The 20,203-nt window shown below is 67.9% G+C and carries 17 protein-coding genes, 1 rRNA gene and 1 pseudogene; 8 read left to right on the top strand and 11 right to left on the bottom strand.

Annotation, left to right across the window (positions count from 1 at the left end; genetic code table 11):
• Positions 1–77 (top strand): 5S ribosomal RNA (gene rrf / locus AB0B45_RS16495); the annotation flags it as partial.
• Between the two features lie 147 nt (positions 78–224).
• Here the strand turns inward: rrf and AB0B45_RS16490 are convergent.
• A pseudogene (locus tag AB0B45_RS16490) lies at positions 225–770 on the bottom strand (class I tRNA ligase family protein); the annotation flags it as partial.
• Between the two features lie 766 nt (positions 771–1,536).
• Between AB0B45_RS16490 and AB0B45_RS16485 the strand changes: the two are divergent.
• A complete protein-coding gene (locus tag AB0B45_RS16485) occupies positions 1,537–2,220 on the top strand; it encodes a maleylpyruvate isomerase family mycothiol-dependent enzyme (RefSeq protein WP_358131077.1) in 684 nt (227 codons plus the stop codon).
• A 538-nt stretch (positions 2,221–2,758) separates the two neighbouring features.
• Here AB0B45_RS16485 and AB0B45_RS16480 read toward each other — a convergent pair.
• Positions 2,759–3,823 carry a PhzF family phenazine biosynthesis isomerase gene (locus AB0B45_RS16480; protein WP_358131074.1) on the bottom strand — a complete coding sequence of 355 codons (1,065 nt, stop codon included), beginning with the start codon at positions 3,821–3,823 and terminating at the stop codon, positions 2,759–2,761.
• 166 nt (positions 3,824–3,989) lie between these two features.
• Between AB0B45_RS16480 and AB0B45_RS16475 the strand changes: the two genes are divergently transcribed.
• Positions 3,990–4,370, top strand: a complete 381-nt coding sequence (locus tag AB0B45_RS16475; protein WP_358131073.1) for a cell division protein SepF — start codon at positions 3,990–3,992, stop codon at positions 4,368–4,370.
• Between the two features lie 99 nt (positions 4,371–4,469).
• Here the strand turns inward: AB0B45_RS16475 and AB0B45_RS16470 are convergent, their stop codons facing one another.
• The 5 genes from AB0B45_RS16470 to AB0B45_RS16450 all read right to left on the bottom strand — a co-directional run bounded on the left by AB0B45_RS16470 (position 4,470) and on the right by AB0B45_RS16450 (position 10,287).
• Positions 4,470–5,798, bottom strand: coding sequence for a hypothetical protein (locus AB0B45_RS16470; RefSeq protein ID WP_358131071.1), 1,329 nt, complete (start codon positions 5,796–5,798; stop codon positions 4,470–4,472).
• Positions 5,799–5,889: 91 nt separating this feature from the next.
• Positions 5,890–7,617: an arginine--tRNA ligase gene (gene argS / locus AB0B45_RS16465; protein ID WP_358131068.1), complete on the bottom strand. Its 1,728-nt coding sequence runs from the start codon at positions 7,615–7,617 to the stop codon at positions 5,890–5,892.
• Positions 7,614–8,660: a hypothetical protein gene (locus tag AB0B45_RS16460; RefSeq protein WP_358131066.1), complete on the bottom strand. Its 1,047-nt coding sequence runs from the start codon at positions 8,658–8,660 to the stop codon at positions 7,614–7,616. Before AB0B45_RS16460 ends, argS begins: the two co-directional genes overlap by 4 nt.
• A gap of 27 nt (positions 8,661–8,687) precedes the next feature.
• On the bottom strand, positions 8,688–9,710 hold the full coding sequence (gene plsX / locus AB0B45_RS16455) for a phosphate acyltransferase PlsX (RefSeq protein ID WP_358131063.1): 1,023 nt from the start codon (positions 9,708–9,710) through the stop codon (positions 8,688–8,690).
• A gap of 19 nt (positions 9,711–9,729) precedes the next feature.
• Positions 9,730–10,287, bottom strand: coding sequence for a DUF1707 domain-containing protein (locus tag AB0B45_RS16450; protein WP_358131061.1), 558 nt, complete (start codon positions 10,285–10,287; stop codon positions 9,730–9,732).
• A gap of 176 nt (positions 10,288–10,463) precedes the next feature.
• Between AB0B45_RS16450 and AB0B45_RS16445 the strand changes: the two genes are divergently transcribed.
• Positions 10,464–11,786, top strand: a complete 1,323-nt coding sequence (locus AB0B45_RS16445; RefSeq protein ID WP_358131059.1) for a lysine 2,3-aminomutase — start codon at positions 10,464–10,466, stop codon at positions 11,784–11,786.
• 379 nt (positions 11,787–12,165) lie between these two features.
• Complete coding sequence (locus tag AB0B45_RS16440; RefSeq protein WP_358131056.1) at positions 12,166–12,882, top strand: hypothetical protein; 717 nt, start codon at positions 12,166–12,168, stop codon at positions 12,880–12,882.
• A 568-nt stretch (positions 12,883–13,450) separates the two neighbouring features.
• Here AB0B45_RS16440 and AB0B45_RS16435 read toward each other — a convergent pair.
• From AB0B45_RS16435 to AB0B45_RS16420, 4 genes are all read right to left on the bottom strand, one after another.
• Positions 13,451–13,606, bottom strand: a complete 156-nt coding sequence (locus tag AB0B45_RS16435; protein WP_192781480.1) for a hypothetical protein — start codon at positions 13,604–13,606, stop codon at positions 13,451–13,453.
• Between the two features lie 97 nt (positions 13,607–13,703).
• Complete coding sequence (locus AB0B45_RS16430; protein WP_358131053.1) at positions 13,704–14,225, bottom strand: YbhB/YbcL family Raf kinase inhibitor-like protein; 522 nt, start codon at positions 14,223–14,225, stop codon at positions 13,704–13,706.
• Between the two features lie 90 nt (positions 14,226–14,315).
• On the bottom strand, positions 14,316–15,167 hold the full coding sequence (locus tag AB0B45_RS16425; RefSeq protein ID WP_358131050.1) for an ABC transporter ATP-binding protein: 852 nt from the start codon (positions 15,165–15,167) through the stop codon (positions 14,316–14,318).
• Positions 15,160–16,077, bottom strand: a complete 918-nt coding sequence (locus AB0B45_RS16420) for an ABC transporter permease (RefSeq protein ID WP_358131047.1) — start codon at positions 16,075–16,077, stop codon at positions 15,160–15,162. The genes AB0B45_RS16425 and AB0B45_RS16420 overlap by 8 nt, the downstream gene beginning before the upstream one ends.
• Positions 16,078–16,557: 480 nt before the next feature.
• On the opposite strand from AB0B45_RS16420, the gene AB0B45_RS16415 reads away from it, so the two are divergent.
• From AB0B45_RS16415 to AB0B45_RS16405, 3 genes are all read left to right on the top strand, one after another.
• Positions 16,558–18,228: an ABC transporter substrate-binding protein gene (locus AB0B45_RS16415; RefSeq protein ID WP_358131044.1), complete on the top strand. Its 1,671-nt coding sequence runs from the start codon at positions 16,558–16,560 to the stop codon at positions 18,226–18,228.
• A gap of 114 nt (positions 18,229–18,342) precedes the next feature.
• Positions 18,343–19,284, top strand: a complete 942-nt coding sequence (locus AB0B45_RS16410) for an ABC transporter permease (protein WP_358131041.1) — start codon at positions 18,343–18,345, stop codon at positions 19,282–19,284.
• Positions 19,277–20,191: an ABC transporter permease gene (locus AB0B45_RS16405; RefSeq protein ID WP_358131039.1), complete on the top strand. Its 915-nt coding sequence runs from the start codon at positions 19,277–19,279 to the stop codon at positions 20,189–20,191. The genes AB0B45_RS16410 and AB0B45_RS16405 overlap by 8 nt, the downstream gene beginning before the upstream one ends.
• Positions 20,192–20,203: the final 12 nt, after the last annotated feature.

The raw sequence follows: 20,203 nt of genomic DNA, 5'->3' as shown, positions 1-20,203 counted from the left end.
CGAACCCGGAAGTTAAGCTCTTCAGCGCCGATGGTACTGCACTCGGGAGGGTGTGGGAGAGTAGGTCGCCGCCGCGCAATCTTTGTTGGAAGGCCCTGCCGGGTTTCGCCTGGCGGGGCCTTTCGGCATTTCCGGAGACTTCTGCAGTATTCGAGCGCCCGGCCCGTGTTGAGCGTCGAGAAACACTCGCCTGCCCACGGGTCGCGGTAGGTTTCGTCCATCTTGGTCTCGGTGGCCGACAGCGGCGTCTCGCACCGCCAGCAGTAGGCCAGCACCCGGTGACCCTCGTAGACCAGGCCCTTGTCGTGCAGCGTCTTGAACGCCCACAGGACGCTCTCCATGTAGTCGACGTCGAGCGTCTTGTAGTCGCCAGCGAAGTCCACCCAGCGGGCCTGCCGGGTGACGTACCGCTCCCACTCGCGGGTGTAGCGCAGTACCGATTCCCTGGTCGCCGCGTTGAACGCGCCGATGCCCAGCCGCAGGATGTCGGCCTTGCCGGTGATGCCGAGCTGCTTCTCGGCGGCGACCTCGGCGGGCAGCCCGTGGCAGTCCCACCCGAACCGCCGCTCGACCCGCTTGCCACGCATCGTCTGGTAGCGGGGGACGGCGTCCTTGATGTACCCGGTCAGCAGGTGGCCGTAGTGGGGCAGGCCGTTGGCGAACGGCGGGCCGTCGTAGAAGACGAACGCCTCGTCCCCGCTGACGGACGCCTCGAACGTACGGTCCTGCGCCCAGAAGACGAGAATGCGCTGCTCGACCTGGGGGAACACTGGTTCGGACACTGCGCACTCCTCACATCCATCGGTCGGATGCGAGGACGGAGACTCCTCCGCGGTACCACCCCGCTTGGCGTCGAGACGCCCACTCGTTCTTCGGCTGTGACGGGCCGGCCCCGTCCGGTTCTACTGAGCCCTCGCGGGCCGTTCTTCCGGAGGCTTCCCGGTGATGGCCGGATCAACGCCTGTGCCCGGAAGCATAGCGGGACAACCCCGATCTTTCGCCAGTCGTTATCGCCCGTGCGGTGGTGGCATTCGGCTGGGACGAAGCCCGTGCCTGGTCGCCACGCTGGGCCCGCCGATCGCCGCTATTCGTTGGCCAGTGTGATCTCGGAGAAGTGTCGAACACGGTCGTGGCCTGCCCCTTGAGGTGCAGGTTGAAGAACGCCGAGACGTAGGCACGCCACCGCCAAACCGGCTTGGCCGAGCGCGACGCCACTCGGCAAGGCAGACGAGGACGAAGGACCCGAGGAGAACGCGATGCTCGACGGTGGCGCGTAGAACCGCCACAGGGAGTAACGGATCTACTGACAACTCATGTCGTCTCGACTGTCATCCGGTGTCGTCTCCCACTGACCTCTCGTGGCGCTCAACAGCCCGTCCACGGGCCGTGGCGCCTTCACACCAGGCCTCCGCATCAGGCCTCCGCACCAGGCCTGCCGCAGGACCACACACCCCCGAGGTGAGGAGTCACGGGCGGCTGGTCCGGGGAGGTGCTGGGGCGGTGGGACTGTCGGAGGGGGCGACTACGGTGCCGGGCATGGATCTTCTCCTTCACCTCCGACGCGAACTGGACGCCTTCCGCGTGTGCCTCGATGGCGATCTGTCGGCGCCGATCGAGCATTGCGGCGACTGGACGTTGCGCGAGCTTGCCGAGCACCTCGGCGGCTCGAACCTGTGGGCGGCCAAGGCCGTAACCGAGAAGCGAGGCGACTACGTGCCTCCCGCGGCCCCGAAGGACCGTGCGGGGTTGGCGCAGTGGTTCGATGCGGCGTCGAAGATGTTGCTCGAAGCGTTGGACACCGATCCGTCGGCGGAGGCCTGGACGTTCCATCCGCCGGAGACGGTCGGATTCTGGCAGCGGCGTCGGTGCGTGGAGGCTTTGCTGCATCGGTGGGATGCCGAGCGGGCGACTGGTACGGCTCGCCCCCTCGACCCGGTGCTGGCGGGGGAGGGCGTGGCGGAGGTGTTCGAGGTGATGGCGCCGCGACAGGTTGTGCGGGGCCGGGCGCCGGTGCCCGATCAGGCGCTCCGACTCGATGCCATTGATATTGGTCGATCGTGGACCTATGGGCCGGGTGCTCCCGTCGCCAAGGTGTCGGGCACGGCGGAGGGGCTGTTGCTGATGTTGTGGGGACGGCTGTCGAGTGATGATGAGGTGTTCGTCTGGCAGGGTGATCGGGAGGCGGGGGAGCATCTGCTGTCCGGGCCCTTGACGGCCTAACAGGCGCTTGCCCCCCGATGCCTCTCTGCCTTGGGAGGCCGGCCCGTCGAGGCGTCGCTCCTCCGCGCGGGAAGGCGTTGTCCCTCTGCCTGGAAGGCGCTGCCCGGGGAAGCGTTGGCCCTTCGAGGGCGTTGCCCCTCCGCTCTGGAAAGTGCTGACTCTCCGAGATGGTGGGCCTCCGTCCGAGGCGCTGACTCTCGAGGCACCCCCTCCGCGGCACCAACCCTTGCGATGGCGCTTTCCCGTGATGGTCGCCGTCCGGCGCCTCCCCCCGACACACTGGCCGACGCCGGGAAAGCCCTACACGCAGGCGCTGCGCCCGGCGCAGGTGGCGGCCAGAGTGCAGGGGCTCAGCTCTCAGGCTGACCTCGGAAGTGCCGAGCTAGCGTGTCGGTCCGCGGGTGTCGGTCCTGAGGCGGCGGGCCACAGAGGTGGTCGGTCGCCTTTCGTGGTGGCGATTCTGAAGGGGCTGAGAGGGTGGGAGCCGGGGTCCGGGGTGGGCGGTGGTTATCGGCTTGTCTGCGGGTGGGTCGAGCGGCTACGGGTTGATGTGGAAGGTGCCGGAGAGGATGGTGACGGCTCGGCCGGCCAGGTCCACGCGGTCGCCACGGGCGGTGGTGCGGATGAGGCCGCCGCGTGCCGACAGTTGGGCGCCGACGAGCGAAGCCCGGCCGAGGCGTGCCGACCAGAACGGGGCGAGGGCGCAGTGGGCCGAGCCGGTGACCGGGTCCTCGGGCACGCCGACGCGTGGGGCGAAGAATCGGGACACGTAGTCATACGCGATGGCGGACGTGGATCCAGCGTGAGGGGCGGCGGAGGCTGGGTCCGCGACGGGGGAAGCGGTTGAGCGTGGGGCGGAAGCAGCCGTGGTTCCCGTCGCGAGAGGAGTGGTGGAACCCGGGGTGGTGGAAAAGGTGATGTTCGGCGTGCGCGGGGCAGTGGTTCCCGGCATGGGACGAGCGGTGGTTCCCGAGGCGGAGGGAGCGGTGGTGTCCGGCGCGTGTGGAGCGGTGGTTTCTGGAGGAGTGGGATGGGCCCCGGTTCCCGGGACAGGAGGGGTGGTTGCCCGCGGGGAGGCGGCGAGGGCGGTGACGATGATGCCGCGGGCGTCGACCTTTTCCAGGGCGGTGATGTCGGGGTCGAGGGAGCGGACCGCCTCCTCGGATTCGAGCTCCACCACCAGATCAAGTTGGCTGCGTCCGACGCCTACCACCGCAGCTCCGAGGGCCTTTTCCAGTCCGTCGGGAACTGTGGCGGGCGTCACTTCTTTGGCGGGGAAATCCATCGAGATGAGTCCGTCGTCGGAGCGATTGATGGGGAGGATTCCACCCTTCGTCGCGAATTGGATCTCACCCGTGGCCGCTCCTGTGGAATAGAGCACATGGGCGGTGGCCAGCGTCGCGTGTCCGCACAGTGATACTTCGACCGCCGGAGTGAACCAGCGCAACGAATTACCGAGCAGGAACGCCGTCTCCGAGAGCCGCATCTCGGCGGCTACAGACTGCATCCATCTATCGGAAGCGCCTGACTCCAGGAGGCAGACAGCGGCAGGATTACCCTGGAATGCTGTGTCAGTGAAGGCATCGACGATGAACAGACGCATGACGTCGATGCTATAGGCGGCGGATATCCAGTCGAAACCGGGACGCTTGCCGTACAAAATGGAATAAGTGTTGGGCGTGTCGCATGGCGAACGTCGAATCGTCGGTTACCGTCCAATGTGTAGGGACGTGCCGATTACGGTGAGTTCCTGAGGAAAGGACAAGCCGATGGGGGCAGTGCGCAAGGTGGTGAGCTACCTTGGCCTGGGCGGGATCGATCAATACGACGACGGATACGATGACGAGCAGTACGAAGACGAGTACATGCCGGCGTCGGAGCGTGCCGCGAAGCGGTGGCGGGCCACCGTCGAGTCGTCACGGATCGTGATGGTCCAGCCGCTGAAGTACAACGATGCACCGATGATCGGGCAGCATTTCCGCGAGGGCCAGACGGTCATCATGGATGTCACCGGCATGCCCATGCCGGAGGCCACCAGGATGGTCGACTTCGCGGCCGGCCTGGCTTACGGGTGTGAGGGTCGGATCGAGCGCATCGCGGACCGGGTGTTCCTCCTGGCGCCCGCGCATGTGGAGATCGAGAACACCTGACGTGTGACTGCGCGCCGGGCCGGCCTGGGGGAGGCTGGTCTGGCGCTTATGTCGGGTTCGGGCCAGGCGTGCGACGTGGTGTGCCGAGAGACGCGGCGGCTATGCGGCGCGGGGTCCGCGGCGGAGGAGCCGGGTGAGTTCGGTTGTGTCCTCGGTGGCCTGTTTGGCGCGAGCTTCCGCCTCGCGCGCGTAGGCGTGCAGCGCCCAGACCGCGCCCTCGGCGAGGTCCTTGAGTTCGGTCAGTCGCCGTTCGACATAGGCGGCGTCGGAGAGCCTGGCCTGACGCAGCTGCCAGAGCCGCCATCCGCCCAGCCCCGCGAGGGCGACGCCGAGCAGCGCGAGCGGCCACCAGTAGACGACGGCGGCGACGAAGAGCGCGACGGCCAGTCCCAGCGACAGGTAGGCGAGCCAGGGGAGCCCCCGGTCCTGCACGCCGTCGGCGATGATCTCGCGTTCGGCGGCGGCCATGGACGCCTCGTCGGGTCCTTCGGGGTGGAGCACCAGCGGGTGGCCGAGCACCGGCACGGTGACCGCGTCGGGTGGCGTCAGCTTGGTGTCGGCGGCCAGTTCCTCGGCGACGCCGCGCAGGATGGGCGCGGCCACGTGCAGGGCGATGGCGGCCAGGTAGGGGTCGGAGCCGGGGCGCAGGTCGTCGAGCAGGTGGCTGACGAGCGAGCCCATCGGGCCGGGAGGGCCGCTGAGCTCCGCCATCGTGCGGAGTACGGCCAGCGGCTCCTCTTCCTGCCACGCCGTGGCGGGGGCGGCGGCCGCGTTGGTGAGCGGGGTGCGCGACTCGGAGTCGGCCTGCCTGGTCGAGGTGATCTCGGTGCAGCGGGCGCGCAGCCTGGCGAGCCTGGCCGCGGCCTGGACGGGCTTGGCCAGCTCGGGGATCTCGGCCAGTTCGGGGAAGTCGACGAGCGCGGCGGGAACGACGACGGCGGGCTCGCCAGGAGCGAGCGCCTGCAGCCATTCATCGACCTCGGCGTGCTCGGGAATGGCGAGCGCGTCGAGTTTGCGCAGCACGAAGATCTTGCCGGCCGGGCCGTACGCGCCCCTGGCGGCGGCGAGCCACAGCGCACGCTGGCCGTGGGTGACGGGCCGTTCGAGGGACATCGCGCCGAAGGCGGTGCCGAGCCATGAGGCGTGGATGCGGTCGCCGTGGCCGGCGACGGCGAGGGCGAGGCAGAGGAAGAGCGCGGTGTTCTGCTGGTCGCGTCCTGCGGCCTTGGTCAGCGGTTCGAGCGGGTCGCCGCCGGCAAGGATCGTGACGAGCGCCTGTACGGCGGGCGGCAGCCAGGACGACGGGTCGTCAGGGAAGCTGGGGGCGGGCAGCGGCGTGGAGCTGTCGGCGGCGAGGTTGGCCAGCAGCGCCTCGACGTATCGGTGGAGCTCCGTGGCCGGGGGGCTCGCGGTCAGATCCGTTGCCAAGGCAGAGAACTCCCCCAATATCGGCCTCACTTCGTGACCGCGCAAAGCCTAGCCGGGGGGCGCGCCAACCTTGCGGAGGCGCGCCCATGGCTCACATGCGGTCGGGAACAGGGACTCCCAGGAGGTCGAGGCCGGTTTCGAGCACCCGCAGGGTCAGCGCGCACAGGGCGAGCCTGGAGGCGCGGGTGTCGGCGTCGACCTCGTCCTTGAGGACGGGGCACTCCTCGTAGAAGGTGCTGAGGAGGCTGGCCGTCTCGAACAGGAAGGCGCTGAGCCGGTGCGGCTCGACCAGGTCGGCGACCTGGTCGACGGCCGCGCCGAAGCCGAGCAGGTGCAGGGCGAGCGCGCGCTCGGCGGGCACGCCGAGGACGAGCGGGCCGTGCGCGTCCTCGGGCTCGACGGAGGCCTTACGGAAGATGGAGCGGATCCTGGCCGTGGCGTACTGCATGTAGGGGCCGGTGTTGCCGGAGAAGCCGAGCATGCGGTCGAAGTCGAAGACGTACTCGCTGTCGTGGCTGATCGACAGGTCGGCGTACTTGACGGCGCCCATGCCCACCGCGTGGGCGATCTCGGCCTTGGTCGCCTCGTCGTAGCCGCGGTCGGCGATGGCCGCGGACGCGCGGTCGACGGCCTCCTGGAGCAGGTCCATGAGCTTGACCGACTCGCCGGAGCGGGTCTTGAAGCGGCGGCCGTCCTTGCCGAGCATCATGCCGATCTGGACGTGCTCGGCGGAGACCGTGTCGGGCAGCCAGCCGGCCTGCCTGGCGGCGGCGAAGACCATGCGGAAGTGGAGCGCCTGGTCGGCGCCGACGACATAGAGGATGCGGTCGGCCTTGAGGTCCTCGACCCGGTAGCGGATCGCGGCCATGTCGGTGGAGGCGTAGCCGTAGCCGCCGTCGCTCTTGCGGATGATCAGCGGGAGCGGCTTGTCGTCGGAGCCGGTGAACCCGGGCGGGAACAGGCAGAGCGCGCCCTCGCTCACGGTCGCGACGCCCATGGCCTGGAGGTCATCGCAGGTCTTCTCGAGCATCGGGTTGTACATGCTCTCGCCCGCGATGTCGGCGTCGGTGAGCGTGACGCCGAGCATCTCGTAGATCTTGTCGAAGTAGCGGATGGTGGCGTCCATGAACAGGTGCCACAGCCGCATGGTCTCGGGGTCGCCCGACTGCAGCGTGGTGACCCGCTGCCGGGAGCGGGTCTTGAACGACTCGTCGCTGTCGAACTTGACGCGCGCCGCCTGGTAGTACTCGGTGCCCTGGCCGGCTTCGAGCTGGGCGACGGCGGTGTCCTCGCCGATGTCGAGCAGGTGCTCGATGAGCATGCCGAACGGCGTGCCCCAGTCGCCGAGGTGGTTCTGGCGCACGACGGTGCTGCCGAGGTGCTCGTAGACGCGGGCCATGGCGTCGCCCACGATCGTGGTGCGCAGGTGGCCGACGTGCATCTCCTTGGCCGCGTTGGGCGCGGAGTAGTCGATCACGACGCGCTGCGGCGGCGTGGCGGTGCCGACGCCGGTGCGCGGGTCCGCGAGCATCTCGACGGCCTGCTCGGTGACCCACGCGTCGGAGAGGGTGATGTTGAGGAAGCCGGGGCCGCTGACCTCGACCGTGCCGGGGAAGTCGGAGAGCTGGTCGGCGATCTCCTGGGCGACCTCCCGCGGGGCTCGTCGCAGGCGCTTGGCCAGGCTCATCGCGACGTTCGCCTGGAAGTCGGCGAACTGGGAGGGCCGGATCAGCGGGTCTGCGTCGGCGTACTCGGGACCGAACGCGTGGGCCAGCGCCTGCTGGACGCGCTCGGTGAGCACTATCTGCGGGTCGGTCATGTTCTAAGGGTACCGGTGAGCTTGACCGCCGCGCTGATGCCTGCGGAGGCCGCCACGGCGATGGCGACGGCCGCCCATCCGCCTGTCCCGAGTTCGAAGAACGCGCGGGTGGAGGGGATGGCGAGGGCGAGGGCGAAGAGCGCGGCCATCGCGCCGATCAGCGCGATCTTCCACGTGTTGAGCGGCCTGGCGATGAGCACGAGCACCCACCAGGTGACGAGGAAGAGCGTGACGACCGCGGCGGTGCGCTCGCCGCCCGCGGCGGAGAAGGAGAGGATCACCCCTGCCCCGGCGATCAGCCCCGCCGGTACGGCGAAGCGGAGCACGCACGGCACGAACCCGGGCAGCGACCGTTCGGCCGTGGGCGCGAGTGCGAGGAAGAAGGCGGGGACGCCGATGGTCAGCGCGTTGACGCGAACGGGAACACCATGCCGAGCAGGCCGACCACGAGCGACAGCGGCGAGCGCGTAGAAGAATCTGCTGGCCTGCTTGGTGAGCCTGGCGGCGTAGGCGTCCTCGCCCACCTTCGTCGCGGTGAACGCGCCCGAGCCGGCGACGACGAAACTGCCCGACAGCACCTGGTCGCCCGGCTGCTTGTGGACGGGGTCGGCCTCGCCGGTGAGCAGCGACTCGTCGATCTCCAGCCATTCGGCGGCGACGACCTCGCCGTCGACCAGCAGCCTGTCGCCGGGGCCGAGCAGGATCAGGTCGCCCAGCACGATCTGGCCGGGCCGGATTCGCTGGTCTCTGCCGTCCCTGCGGACGGTGACGGGCACCTCGTTCACCACGGCGAGCTGGTCGAGCGTGCGTTTGGCGCGCAGCTCCTGGACGATGCCGATCATCGCGTTGGCCACGATCACCAGGCCGAACAGGCTGTCCTGCCACTCGCCGAAGATGAGGATGAGCGCCCACAGGACACCGATGACCAGGTTGAAGAGGGTGAGGACGTTGGCTCTGATGATCGCCGGCAGCGATCGGCTCGTCCTGCGCGGAACGGTGTTCCTCTTGGCGACCGCCACCTGGGCAGATGTCAGGCCTTCCACGCGATCCCCCGAATATCGTGGTAACGATCACCATAGCCGGTGGGGGCGGTAGCCCGTGGCCAGGCGTTCGCCGATGCGGGCGGCGATGCCCCTGCGGGAGAGCGTCGCGGCGAGCTGGCATGCGGCGCTGATGGCGGGGGCCTTGGCGGCGCCGTGGGCGATGACGACCGTGCCGTTCAGGCCGAGGAGGGCGGCGCCGCCGTACGCCTCGGAGTCGAGCCTGTTCGACAGGTCCCGGAGGCGGGCGCGCTGCATGAGCGCTCCCATCTTGGCGATCGTGCTGCCGCTGATGGACTCGCGCAGCTCGGTGAAGGCGTAGCGGACCGCGCCCTCCATGGTCTTGAGCGCGATGTTGCCGGTGAAGCCGTCGGTCACGATGACGTCGGCCGCGCCGGTCAGCAGGTCGTGGCCCTCGACATTGCCGAGGAACGTGATGCCGGGGACGGCGCGCAGCAGCTCGTGCGCGCGCTTGACGAGCTTGGTGCCCTTCTCGGGTTCGGAGCCGATCGTGAGCAGGCCGACGCGGGGGTCGCGGAGGTCGAAGGCGGTTTCGGCATAGGCCGAGCCCAGATGCGCGAACTGCACCAGCATTTCCGGCTTGACCTCGGCGTTGGCGCCGGCGTCGAGCAGGATCGTGGGCCTCGGCCTGGTCGGGAGGGCGACGGCGAGGGCGGGCCTGAGCACCGACTGCTGGGCCTTCAGCCGCAGCTTGCCGGTGGCGACGACGCCGCCCGTCGAGCCGGCGGACACCACGGCGGAGGCGTCGCCACGCCTGAGCAGGTGGCAGGCGACGGCGATGCTGGAGCGGGGACGGCGCAGGCTGGCGAGCGCGCCCTCGTCCATGGCGAGTGCCTCCTCGGCCCGCACGATCGGGATCTCGGAGGTGGCGTCGTGGTCGGCCAGCGACTCGTAGAGCACGCGCGGCGAGCCGACCAGGACGATCGGCAGGCCGCGCTCCCTGACCGCGTGCACGGCGCCGGCCACGATCTCGTGCGGCGCGTGGTCGCCGCCCATGGCGTCGAGCGCTATCGGCGGTTCGGACTCTGGCACAGTTCGAATCGTATGGTTGTCATGCCAGGTTCCAGTCAGTGACCCCTCTGGCCACGATGACCTTGGCGAACATGGATCGTCCCGTGACGCGGATCAGCGGCCCGTCGCCGCCGGATCCGCCCGAGACGTTGCGCTTGCCGAACATCGACGCGCCCTCGTCGATGACGTGTGCGTTCTCGGGGACACGGATGATCATCTTGCTGAAGCGGGCGTCGGCTTCGATCGTGATCTCCCTGCCGGGCAGGACGGCGTCGGACAGGTCCATGATGAGGGCGCCGAAGGTGGCGTTCAGCTTGGTGTGCCGGGAGGCCACCCAGCGACCCTTGCGGATGACCTTGCTGAAGACGGCGTTCACGGTCTGCTGGTCGACCAGCGCGGGCCTGGCATCGGCCGCGATGTCGGGCAGGTCGTGGGTGATGGGGACGAGTTCGCCGACGGTCTTGGCCGTGTAGGCGGCCTCGAGCCGGTCGGCGTGCTCGACGCTGGTGAGTCTGCCGGTCGCGAGGGCCTCTCCGAGGACGGCCGCGACGCGGTCGCGGTCGGAGTCGGAGGCTCGCATTACTGCGTCGTCGGTCACAGTCCGCCAGTGTATGTCCATTCGCGATATGTCGCGAGTGGCCGAAACTCGACAGAAACTTGGGTTTCAGTGGAACCAGAAGGTGTCCCGGCCGCGTCCGGGTATAAGAGCCCCTAGACGCGCGACAGGGTTCACAGGTTTACATCCGATCGAACAAAAAAGATGGGAAAGGCCTAGTGATCTTGAACCAAGCGGGAACGCGACGCTTCAAGGCCTACACCTCCAAGCATCTGGACGAGCTCCTTCTCCGGGCGGGGCTCGACGAGACCCAACGGCTGAAGGTGAGGGCGGTGGCGACAGTCCTGCCCTTTCGGACCAACGCCTACGTCGTGGATGAACTCATCGACTGGTCGGCCGCGCCCGACGACCCTGTCTACCGCCTGGTCTTCCCACAGGCGGACATGCTGCCGAGTCCCGATGTGGACAGGCTCGCCGATCTGCTGAAGGCCGAGGCGCCGAACGCGGAGATCCAGGCGGAGGCCAACAGGGTGCGGATGAAGCTGAACCCGCATCCGGCAGGACAGCTCTCACTCAACGTGCCGCGCATCGGCAAGGAGCCCGTGCCTGGCATGCAGCACAAATATCCAGAAACCGTGCTCTTCTTCCCTAAACAGGGACAGACGTGTCATGCCTACTGCACCTACTGCTTCAGATGGGCGCAGTTCGTGGGTGACGCGGACCTCAAGTTCGCCTCCGACGACGTCGAACAGCTCGTGGCCTACCTGGGCGAGCACCCCGAGGTCACCAGCGTGCTGCTGACCGGCGGCGACCCCATGATCATGGGCGAGCCGGTGCTCAGGCGCTACGTCGAGCCGCTGCTGGAGGTCGAGCAGCTGGAGTCGATCCGCATCGGCACCAAGTCCCTGGCGTACTGGCCGCAGCGCTTCACCACCGACCCCGACGCCGACGACACGCTGCGCCTGTTCGAGCGGGTCGTCGCGGCGGGCAAGAACCTCGCGTTCATGTCCCACTTCTCGCACCCGCGGGAGCTGGAGTCGCCGCTGGTGTCGCAGGCGGTCTCGCGCATCCTCGCCTCGGGGGCGACGATCCGCACGCAGGCGCCGTTGATCAGGTCCATCAACGACGACCCCGAGGTGTGGTCGTCGATGTGGCGGCAGCAGCTCGGGATGGGCATGATCCCCTACTACATGTTCGTCGAGCGGGACACGGGTCCTCAGGACTACTTCGCCGTGCCGCTCGCGCGGGCGTACGAGGTCTTCAGGGACGCGTACGCGTCGGTGTCGGGGCTCTGCCGTACGGTGCGGGGGCCCTCGATGTCCGCGACGCCGGGCAAGGTCTGTGTCGACGGCGTCACAGAGATCGCGGGGCAGAAGGTCTTCGTGCTCCACCTCATCCAGTCGCGGGACCCCTCGTTGGTCGGCAGGCCGTTCTTCGCCCGCTATGACCCGCAGGCCGCATGGTTGTCCGATCTGCGCCCGGCCTTCGCTGACCGCTTCCCGTGGGAGGCCGCCGCGCAGGAGGCTCTGCTCTCGGCCTGAGCGGTCAAGCGGTTATCCCGCAACGGAAAAATCTGAACCCCCGGCCCGGGACATTTGTTTTCCGAGCCGTTGTACCGGGCCGGTGGGACTCCATGGATCGACTGGTTGGGCGTCGGGGGAATATCCGAAATCCACCCTCCCTATGTCCGGACTTGTCGGCCGCCCGCTTGATCTCATGCTGGAGCTCCAGTCACGGTGGCCTCCGGGTTTTACGGCGATCCCGGCCGCTCGCGGTGGTGATAGAACTGCGTCGGTAGCTCAGCCGGACGGTGCGCGCTCCACGGGGCGCCCCTAGCGCGCACGCCGGCTTTCGGGGGACTTCGATTCGCTATTCGGATAACGAACAAGGCGAATCGGAATAAGAGCCGGGAAGGCAATCATGAACCGTATTATCAAGGCGGCGGTAGCCGTCGCCATGTGCGGGCTCGCCGCGGCCGTGGCCGTGCCAGTGCAGGCCCAGAACTCCTTCGTCGACCGGGGGGAGGCTGCACTCCTCCCCAACATCCCGCAGGTCAACGAACTGGGTTCGGTGATCGGGAAGGGCCAGCTCGACGCCAAGCGGCTGGGCGCGGTGGGCGGCACCCTGCTCAACGGTCAGGACGCCGCGTCGGCGTCGCGCGCCGGCCTGACCGACGGCCCGTTCGAGCAGGTTCAGAGCCTGGTCCAGCCGGTGCTGGGCGCCTCCCCGTCCAAGGTGGCGGACGGCTCGTCGCAGAAGGAGGGCCTCGCGGCCGAAACGCTCAACGGCGCCTGGCGCCTGGCGGGCAGCGCCACCGAGGGCCTCAATGGCCTGAAGGACAAGGAGGCGGCCGCGGGCGGCGTCACCGAGAAGGTCGACCACGCGGTTCCAAGGAAGGGCCGGCCCGAGCTGGCGCCCCTGGTCCGCGACCTGACGCCGGTCGAGGCCTCGCCGGTCGTCAACGCGCTGCCCGGCGCCGCGGGCGCCGCCACCATCGACGAGATCGCCCCGCTCGTCGATGACGCCGCCCGCGCCGTCGACGGCAACGTCAACAGGGGAATCGGCTCGACCAGCGAGATGCACGGCGCGGTCGTCGAGTCGGTCGCCCAGGCGACCGACCTCGCCGCTCAGAACTGACAGCGGAGGACGCCTCGCGACGGGCGGGTCATACGGTGCCCATGGCTCGCCGCGCGACGGCTCCCCTGCGAGGGGTCGCATCCAGCACACCTGGCCGCGGGCACGGTCCTCCACGATGCCGGTGGGATCGCAACCGCGCGTCACAGCCGGTGCCGGTGGGTGTGACCCCGTACGGCAAGCCCGGCCGAGCGCCTCCCCAGGCGCGTGGCCAGTGCCCGCCGAAGGGACGCTCCCCGGGAGCGCCCCTGACGCGCCGCGACGGCGCCCGTGACCCACGAACCGTTCGATGACGATGGGGACGTCTCGTCGAACGGGCGGTGATCGGGGTGAGAGAGAAGCAGCGGCCTCAGGTCGATTCGGCCGGCGGGCGTGGGCCACGGGCTCACGGACGGACCGCCTGCCGATCGGCTCGCTGGGTGGGCCTCGCCTTCCTCCTTTGGCGACGTGCCTGTTGTGGTGACGTGGTCGTCGCGGCCGGATCCACGAAACCGGTGGCCTGGAATCAGGCCACCGGTTTCGCCATGTGCGGGCCTTCACCGGCCTTCGGCGGTGATGGAGCGGGTGTCTGTCAGGTGATGCGGACGCCCGTGCGACGGGCGATCTGGGCCTGGAGCCTGGCCATCTGCCAGTGCAGCTCGATCAGTTGCTCGGCGAGCTCGGCCCTGGGGATCTCGGACGGATCCTCGATGGCCAGGTGGTCAATCGCGGTCGACAGCTCTCGCATCGCGCGCCCCCACTCCATCATGTTCCTCAGCTCGAAACAGCGTTCGAATCATATCGGAACGTCGAGGGTGGTGTCAGGCCTTTGTCCCCTGAGTCGCTCAGGTTTCGTACACAGGTGCGATAAAGCCTCTGGCCAGCGTGTTCGCGGTGATGTTGAAGCCGACCACCGCGGCGGGACCGCCGGGATCGACGTCCAGCGACTCGACGCTCAGCGCGTGCACGGCGAACAGGTACCTGTGGGGATGACCGGGAGGCGGTGCGGCGCCGCCGTACGCCTTGATGTCGAAGTCGTTGCGCGCCTGGGTGCCGATCTTGGCGTCGGCGGCGCCGGCGCCCGTGGGCAGTTCGGTGACGCCGGCGGGGATGTCGAACATCAGCCAGTGCCAGAAGCCGCTGCCCGTGGGGGCGTCGGGGTCGAAGCAGGTGACCGCGAAGCTCCTGGTGCCCTCAGGAGCGCCCGACCAGCGCAGGTGGGGGGAGAGGTTCTGGCCTGTCATGCCCCAGCCGTCGAACACGTGGGCCTCGGGGAGGCGCTCTCCATCGCGGACGTCGTCGCTCTCGACGGTCAGGGAGGGGACTTCCGGCAGGAAGTCATACGGGACGGGTGGCTGTGCGGGCAAGATGCACCTCCGGTGAGTTCGGGCTTACCGTCTCCATCTTCCACCCGGCGGTGGTGGAAGACGGAGATCGGCGTCCCGGCCTTCGGCGGATCAGCCCTTGTTGTACGCGGCGATGACCTCTTTGGGGTCGCCGTCCATCCGGATCTTGCCCTTGTGCAGCCAGATGACCCTGTTGCAGGTCTCCTCGATCACCTTGAGATCGTGGGCGACCAGGAACACGGTGCCGGCGGACTCGCGGATCTGCTTGATCCGCTTCTCGCTCTTCTTGCGGAAGTCCCTGTCGCCGGTGGCCAGCGCCTCGTCGATCAGGAGCACGTCGTGCGTCTTGGCCGAGGAGATGGCGAAGCGCAGGCGGGCGCCCATGCCGGAGGAGTAGGTGGACATGGGCAGCTGCACGAACTCCCCGATGCCGGAGAAGTCGACGATCTCGTCGTACGCCTCCTTGACTTGCGCGGGGGTCATGCCCATGGCGTAGCAGCCGAGCACGATGTTGCGCTCGCCGGTCAGCTCGCGCATGAGGGCGGCGTTGACGCCGAGCAGCGACGGCTGGCCGTCGGTGTAGACGGCGCCTTCGTGGGGTGGCAGCAGGCCCGCGATGGCTCGCAGGAGCGTCGACTTGCCCGAGCCGTTACGGCCCACGATGCCGATGGCGTCGCCGTGGTAGGCCACGAAGGTCACACCCTTGACGGCGTGGACCTCCTTCATCTGCGGCCGCCCCTGGCGCTTCACCATGCGCATGAGGGCGTTGACCGCGTTGCCCTTCTCGTGGTCCGAGGCGGCACCGAAGACGCGGTAGACGATATGGAGGTCGTCGACGATGACGGTCGGCGTACCCGTCGTGGGAGCGGGAGGCTCCGGGTTGGGGTGGACCCTGACGTCCTGGTTGGGGACGCCGGGCTCCTCAGCCTTCACTTGGGACAGCTCCTCCGTCAGCTCAGCCACGGCCGTACCTCTCCTCGGCGCGCCAGAAGTACCAGAAGCCGAAGGCGAGTGCGAACACCGCCCAGAATACGCAGCTCATCCAAGCCCACGTCGGGACAGGGTGCTTGGGAAGCAGGATGTCTCGCATGAACTCGATGTAGGACGCCGCCGGGTTCGCGTACATGACGTTCGCGACCCACTGGGGCATGTGAGCCGTGCCGACCACCTTCTCCTGGATGGAGAAGAAGACGCCGGAGGCGTAGAGCCAGGTGCGCATGATGAAGGGCAGCAGCTGGTTCATGTCGCGCATCGAGGAGCCGACGCGGGCCATGACGAGGCTGGCCCCGATGTTGAACATCGTCTGCAGCAGGAGCACGACGGGGATCATCAGCCAGAACAACGTGGGCAGTGTCCCTGTGGAGACCACGACGAGCACCATGAGGATGCCCATGGAGATGGCCAGCTGCTGCAGTTCCTGGATCGCGTACGCCAGCGGCAGCGCCGCGCGGGGGAAGTGGAGCGCCCTGATCAGCGAGAGGTTGCCCGAGATCGATTTGGCGCCCGCCGTCACCGACCGCTGCGTGTAGGTGAAGACGAACATGCCCGTCAGCAGGAACGCGGGGTAGTGCTCGATCTTGCCCTGCCCGCCCAGGATGAGGCCGAACATGACGTAGTAGATGGCGGCGTTCAGCAGCGGCGTCAGCACCTGCCACAGCTGACCGAGCGCCGAGCTGCTGTACTTCGAGACGTTGCGCGAGGTCGCGTACGTCATGATGAAGTGCCGCCGCTCCCACAACTGGCGCAGGTAGGCGTGGAACCTCGGCCGTGCGATGGCACGACGAAGTCCGTATCGCTTGGCGAGCTTGCTCAGCGGCTCCCCGCTGCGGCCGCCCGCCTGGGCGTCCGCGACAGCGGATTCCGGCTGGCTCATGGCATGGACTCTATTGGATCCAGGTAGGTGAGGTGCTTCGGGCGGCGGTTTGCCACAGAGACTTGGACGTCGCCTTGGGCGGGTCGGGTTCCAGGTGCCCACCAAGACTTGGTCAACGGTAGCCCAGGCGGGCTCGCGGTGTGGGCGCGGCCGAAGCACTGTCCGATGAGGTGTAATTTGACTCGGCGGCGCAGGCGCCCTACTCATCCCCGAATGACCGATTAGTCCTAATAAAGGATTCTTCGCGGCCGGCAGGCGGATGGGTGTGACGCCGTGCTCGCAGACGTGTGACCGAACTGCAATGCGCCAGAGACTCGCGGGTGGCAAGTAGTGAGGGATAGTCGCGATCGACTGGCAGGGCGTCAGCTGGTTTGACCATGTCAGCCAAACCCGGGGGATTGACAAGGACCCTCCGTCAGGCTGCCTAGGACTTCGCAGCTCAGCGCTTACGCCCACCTGTAGAGGGAGGAAAATCTACTAATGCGTGTTACTAAGGGCGCACAGATCGTCGCCGGTACCGCGCTGCTGGCCGTCGCGGTCGCCGCTTGTGGTAGCGGCGGTGGTGGGACGGCCGGCAACGACAAGGGCAGCGGATCCTCAGCCAAGCCGGTCACGGTTGACATCGCCAAGCCCCAGCACGAGCTGAGCCCCATCAACACCAATGACACCAGTGGTGCCGAGGTGCTGAACGCGCTGTTCGTCGGCCTTGTCAACTATGACAAGGACAAGAACGTGATCCTTCGCGGCGCGGAGTCCATCGAGCCTGACGCCGAGTCCAAGGTCTGGACGATCAAGCTGAAGGACGGCTACAAGTTCCACAACGGCGAGGCCGTCTCCGCCAAGAGCTACGTCGACGCGTGGAACGCCGCCGCCTACGGCCCCAACGTCCAGGAAGGCGGCCACTTCTTCTCCGCCGTCCAGGGCTACGAGGACGTCGCCCCCGCCGACCCCGACGGCGAGGAGGGCCCGCAGAAGGCCCCCGAGCCCAAGGCCAAGACCCTCACGGGCCTCAAGGTCGTCGACGACAAGACCTTCACCGTCACGCTGGCGCACTCCTACTCCGGCTTCAAGACGATGCTCGGCTACACCACCTTCATGCCGATGCCCTCCGTCGCCTTCGACGGCAACGGTGGCATCAAGAAGGAGTTCGGCGAGAGCCCCGTTGGCAACGGCCCCTTCAAGATGGCCAAGCCGTTCAAGCCCGCGACGGACACCACCATCTCCGTCGTGCGCTACGACGACTTCGTCGAGGGCAAGGCGAAGATCGACGCGGTCGACTTCAAGATCTCCAGCGACAAGGGCACCTCGTGGAACGAGCTGCGCGCCGGCAACCTGGACATCATGGACCAGCTGCCGCCCGAGGCCATCGCCACCGCCAAGCAGGAGCTGGGTGACCGCTACATCGAGCAGCCGTCCTCCGGTGTGGGCTACTTCGGCTTCAACACCAAGAACGGCGAGGCGTGGGCCAAGAACGTCGAGCTGCGCAAGGCCGTCTCGATGGCCATCGACAGGAAGACCATCACGGAGCAGGTCTTCTCCGGCACCCGCGTGCCGGCCGACGACTTCGTGAGCCCCGTGGTGGCCGGCTACCGCAAGGGCGCCTGCGTCGAGTGCGTCTACGACCCCTCCAAGGCCAAGGAGCTGTGGGAGAAGAACTCCGGCGGCAAGGGCCCCATCACCCTCTCCTACAACGGTGACGGCGGACACAAGGAGTGGATCGAGGCCGCCGCCAACAACCTGCGCCAGAACCTGGGCGTCGAGGTGAAGGCGGAGCCCTACGAGTCCTTCGCCTCCATCCTGGACGAGCTGGACAAGGGCAAGGTCACCGGCGCCTTCCGCATGGCCTGGATCATGGACTACCCGTCCATCGAGAACTACCTCCGCCCGATCTTCGGCACCGGTGGTAGCTCCAACCACGGTCGCTACTCGAACAAGGACTTCGACGACCTGCTCGTCCAGGGCGACTCCGCCAAGAGCGACGACGAAGGCGTCAAGCTCTACCAGCAGGCCGCTGACATGCTGGTGAAGGACATGCCGTACGTGCCGGTGTACTTCTACCAGACCAACGGTGGTTACTCGCAGAACGTCAAGAACGTGACCATCGACCCGTTCGAGCGGATCGACCTCGCCAAGGTCGAGCGGGCTTCCTGACCATGACCCGCGCTCTCCGGCAGGCGTCCACCAGATGCCTGCTGGAGGGGCCCTGACAACTGAGGGCAGCCCGGGAGGTTGCCGGGCTGCCCTTCGCGATGATCGGGAGACATCATGGGCCGCTATGCGATCAGGCGCCTGCTCCAGGCGATCCCTGTTCTGCTGGGTTCCACATTTCTCATCTTCTGCACCGTCTATGCCCTGCCCGGCGATCCCGTGGCCATCCTGGGCGGTGAACGACGCATCGACCCCGTGCTCGCGGCGCAGCTGCGTGAGCAGTACGGGCTCAACGATCCGCTGATCGTGCAGTACTGGCACTACATCACCGGCGTCTTCGTCGGCGACTTCGGCGAAACCTTCCAGGGCGTCCAGGTCAATGAGCTGTTCGCGGGCAAGTTCGGGGTCACCATCCAGCTCGCGGTGACGGCTCTCATCATCGAGGCGATCGTCGGCCTCGGTCTTGGTCTGCTCGCGGCTCTGCGCCGGGGCCGCTGGGAGGACTACGGCATCCTCGCCCTGACGCTGCTGCTGGTGTCGGTGCCCACCCTGGTGAGCGGCTTCGTCCTGCAGCTCGTTCTCGGCGTCAAGCTCAAGACGTCCCTTGGCATCGACTTCTTCCCCATCTCGGGCACCGACGCGGGGTGGCGAAGCTTCCTCGTGCCTGGCTTCGTGCTCGCGGGCACGTCGATCGCCTACCTGGTCCGGCTCACCAGGACCAGCCTCATGGAGACCCTGAGGGCCGACTACATCCGCACGGCGGTCGCCAAGGGCATGCCGCGCAGGAGGGTCCTCGGCAGGCACGCGTTGCGCAACTCGCTGATCCCCCTGATCACCTATCTGGGCGCCGACCTCGGCTCACTGATGGGCGGCGCGGTGATCACCGAGGCGATCTTCAACCTGAACGGGATCGGCCAGCAGCTCTTCCAGTCGGTCGCACGGCGTGAGAACGCCGTCGTCGTCGGCATCGTCACGGTTCTCGTCCTGGTCTACCTGCTCGCGAACCTTATCGTCGACCTGCTGTACGCCGTCCTAGACCCCAGGATCCGCTATGAGTGACCTGAACACCGTCACGGCGCCCAAGGCGCCCTCGCGCAGGAAGCCGAAGGAGAAGAAGCCGGCCAGCCTCTGGTCGGACGCCTGGTACGACCTGCGCAGGAACAAGGTCTTCGTGGTCGGCTCGCTCATCGCGATCGTGCTGGTCCTCATGGCGCTCATGCCCGGGGTGTTCGCACCGCAGAACCCCACGGCCTGCAACCTGGCCGACGCCCGCCAGGGCATCAGCTCGGCGCACTGGTTCGGCCTGGACAACCAGGGCTGCGACACCTACGCGCGCGTCATCCACGGCGCCAGGGTCTCGATCCTCGTGGGCGTGCTGACCTCGCTGGTGACCGGCCTGGTCGGCGGAACGCTCGGGCTGATCGCCGGGTTCTACGGACGCTGGGTCGACGTGATCCTCTCCCGCGTGGCCGAGATCTTCTTCGCCATCCCCTCGATCCTCGGCGCGCTGCTGCTGCTGTCGGTCGTCGGCAGGGACAACGCGGGCGTCTGGATCGTCGTGCTCGCGCTGGCGATCCTGGCCTGGCCGATGGTGCTGCGCATCATGCGCGCGGCCGTCATCAGCGCCAAGAACCAGGACTACGTCACCGCGGCGCGGGCGCTGGGCGCGAGCTCGTGGCGCATCTCGGTGCGGCACATCCTGCCCAACGCGATGGCGCCCGTCATCGTGGTCTGCACCATGAACCTGGGCGTGTTCATCGCGGGCGAGGCGGCGCTGTCGTTCCTCGGCGTCGGCATCCAGTCGCCCAGCATCTCCTGGGGTCTCATGATCGCTGATGCGCGCAACAGGTTCCTCATGGCTCCGGAGCCGCTGATCTTCCCCGCGGTCTTCCTGAGCATCACGGTCCTGAGCTTCGTCATGATCGGCGACGCCGTACGAGACGCACTCGACCCGAAGCTGCGATAGAGAGGGGGGAAT

The sequence above is a fragment of the Nonomuraea sp. NPDC049152 genome, from assembly GCF_040648355.1.
In the GTDB taxonomy this organism is placed as follows: Bacteria; Actinomycetota; Actinomycetes; order Streptosporangiales; family Streptosporangiaceae; genus Nonomuraea.
The sequence above is the reverse complement of the archived record's forward strand: the minus strand, read 5'-3'. Positions and strand labels throughout refer to the sequence as shown.